This is a genomic window from Streptomyces sp. NPDC019890 (assembly GCF_044903445.1).
GTDB lineage: Bacteria > Actinomycetota > Actinomycetes > Streptomycetales > Streptomycetaceae > Streptomyces.
Genome location: NZ_JBJDQK010000069.1, coordinates 1 through 2,663, shown reverse-complemented (window position 1 = coordinate 2,663; position 2,663 = coordinate 1). Strand labels below are relative to the sequence as shown.

At 71.3% G+C, this 2,663-nt stretch carries 3 protein-coding genes and 1 pseudogene; 3 read left to right on the top strand and 1 reads right to left on the bottom strand.

What is annotated here, in order from left to right; translation table 11 throughout:
* Window positions 1-384, bottom strand: a pseudogene (locus tag ACI2LP_RS34195) (hypothetical protein); the annotation flags it as partial.
* A gap of 118 nt (window positions 385-502) precedes the next feature.
* Between ACI2LP_RS34195 and ACI2LP_RS34190 the strand changes: the two are divergent.
* From ACI2LP_RS34190 to ACI2LP_RS34180, 3 genes are all read left to right on the top strand, one after another.
* Window positions 503-1,558, top strand: coding sequence for a type III polyketide synthase (locus tag ACI2LP_RS34190; RefSeq protein WP_404728433.1), 1,056 nt, complete (start codon window positions 503-505; stop codon window positions 1,556-1,558).
* A gap of 12 nt (window positions 1,559-1,570) precedes the next feature.
* Window positions 1,571-2,095 (top strand): isoprenylcysteine carboxyl methyltransferase family protein, encoded by a 525-nt coding sequence (locus tag ACI2LP_RS34185; RefSeq protein WP_404728432.1) that lies wholly within the window; start codon window positions 1,571-1,573, stop codon window positions 2,093-2,095.
* Window positions 2,092-2,663 (top strand): NAD(P)/FAD-dependent oxidoreductase (locus tag ACI2LP_RS34180; RefSeq protein ID WP_404728431.1); only part of this gene is annotated, 572 nt, incomplete at its 3' end. The genes ACI2LP_RS34185 and ACI2LP_RS34180, both read left to right, overlap by 4 nt.

The window sequence follows — 2,663 nt, the reverse complement described above, 5'->3', positions numbered from 1 at the left end:
CACCGCAGCCAGGTGCACGGCACCGGCGAGCACACCGCAGGCCAGCGACAGTGCCACACACAGGGCGAGGGCGGCATGCGCCGCCGCCCACACCGCGCTCCGGCTCACCGCACCGTCGGCCACCGGTTTGCCGCGGCGGCCGGCCGCGGCATCGCGTCGGGCGTCGAAGGCGTCGTTGCACCAGCCCACCGAGAGCTGTCCGGCCAGCACGGCTGAGCCCAGCAGCGCACAACGGGCGCTGCCGAGGCCCGCACTGACGGACAGTCCGACAGCGAGGACGGTCACAGCGATCACCGGCCCCGGATGACACGACAGAGCCAGCCCCATCGCGCGGCGGAACGACCAGCCGGCCGCGGCGGACAAGTGCTGGTCCGTAGTGCCCACCGGGCGAGGGTAGGCAGTCAGCACCGGATACGTGTGACCGCCGCACGGGTTATTTGCGGTGTTTCGTCCCTACGTCCGGGCACAGATGGGCCATGACGCCTCCGAAGCGATCAGCGGGATGACCCGGATCGCAGCTGTTCACGGCTCCCTCGCAGCGCATCGCCACACCCAACGCGAGATCACCGACATGGTGGCTCGCATCTGCCTGCCCCCGGGGGCCGACCGCCATGTCCTTGACCGGATCCACGAGAACGCGCAGGTGCACACGCGGCACGCGGTGCTGCCGCTGGAACGCTATCCCGAGCTCGACGGCCTCGGCGCCGCCAACGACGTCTTCATCCGCGCGGCCACCGATCTGGGCACCGAGGCAGTACGCGGTGCACTACGGACCGCGGGGCTGCGGTCGGCCGATGTGGATCTGCTGATGTTCACCTCCGTCACCGGAATGGCCGCACCCTCCATCGACGCCCGCCTCGTCGGGCGGCTCGGCCTCCGGCCCGACGTGAAACGACTGCCCGTCTTCGGTCTCGGCTGTGTCGCCGGGGCCGCCGGCCTGGCTCGGCTGCACGACTACCTGCTCGGCTGGCCCGACCATGTGGCCGTACTGCTCTCGGTCGAACTCTGCTCCCTCACCTTCCAGCGCAATGACGCCACTCCCGCCAACCTGGTGGCGACCGGGCTGTTCGGCGACGGGGCGGCCGCCCTGGTCGCCGTCGGTGAGCGACGGGCGACGAAGGCCGGACCCGAAGTCGTGGCGACCCGCAGCCGTATGTACCCGGACACCGAATGCGTGATGGGCTGGGACATCCGGAGCTCCGGTTTCAAGGTGGTGCTCGACGCGGCCATCCCCGACGTCGTCCGCCGGTATCTCGCCGACGACGTCCGCGGGTTCCTGGAGGAGCACGGCCTCAAGCCCAAGGATGTGGCCCACTGGGTGTGCCATCCCGGCGGCCCCAAGGTGCTGGAGGCCGTCGCCGAGGCCCTCTCGCTGCCCGAAGGCGCTCTCGACGTCACCTGGCGCTCGCTCGCCGAGGTGGGGAACCTGTCGTCGTCCTCCGTCCTGTACGTCCTTCGGGACACGCTGGAGCAGCGGCGGCCCGAACCCGGAACACCCGGCCTGCTGATGGCGATGGGCCCCGGATTCTGCTGTGAACTCGTGCTGCTGCGCTGGTAGATCGGAGGACATGTGATCTGGTACACCACGCTGGTGCTGGCCGTCGCGGGCGAGCGTTGCGCCGAAATCGCCGTGGCGCTGCGCAACACGCGTTGGAGCCTGGCCCGCGGCGGCAGGGAGAGCGGCAGCGCCCACTATCCGGCGATGGTCGCCCTGCACACCGCCCTGCTGGCGGGCTGCCTGGCCGAAGTCTGGCTGGCCGGCCGCCCGTTCCGGCCGCTGCTCGGATGGACCATGCTGGTCGTCGTCGCCGCCGCGCAGGCGCTGCGCTGGTGGTGCATCCGTACGCTCGGACACCGGTGGAACACCCGCGTGATCGTCGTACCGGGCCTGCCCCTGGTCACCGGCGGGCCCTACATGTGGCTGCGCCACCCCAACTATGTCGCGGTCGCCGCGGAGGGCCTGGCGCTGCCGCTGATCCATGGTGCGTGGGTGACCGCCGTCCTCTTCACGCTGCTGAACGCGAGGCTGATGGCTGTACGCATTCGGTGCGAGGACCAGGCGCTGACCGCCGCGGCGGCGGAGGCACGCACGTGATCGACCTCTTGGTGGCGGGCGGCGGCCCGGCGGGGCTGGCGGCGGCGATCCATGCCGCACGGACGGGAATGGAAGCCGTCGTCGTCGAACCACGCGCCGCTCCCGTGGACAAGGCCTGCGGCGAGGGCATCATGCCCAGCGGGGTGGCGGCGCTGCGTTCGCTCGGTGTCGAGGTGCCCGGCCACGACCTTCGCGGCATCCGCTACATCGAGGGGACGCGTCGTGCGGAGGCGGAATTCAGGGACGGCCCCGGGCTCGGCGTGCGGCGGACCGAACTGCACGCCGCCCTGCACGAACGGGCCCTGGAACTCGGCGTACGGATCCTGCCGGGCAAGGTGCGGGAGATCCGCCAGGACCACGAGCGGGTCTGCGCGGCGGGGCTGACGGCGCGTTGGCTCATTGCCGCCGACGGCCTGCACTCCCCGCTTCGCCGCGAGCTCGGCCTTGCCCTTCCCGGGGGTGTGCTGCGTCGCTACGGTGTGCGCCGCCACTTTCGAATCACCCCATGGGCGGACTTCGTCGAAGTCCACTGGTCGCGACACGGAGAGGCGTACGTGACTCCGGTCGC

Excerpts from the sequence above, each read along its gene's own strand:
- ACI2LP_RS34190 (WP_404728433.1), top strand. The coding sequence starts at position 503 with ATGACCCGGATCGCAGCTGTTCACGGCTCCCTCGCAGCGCATCGCCAC.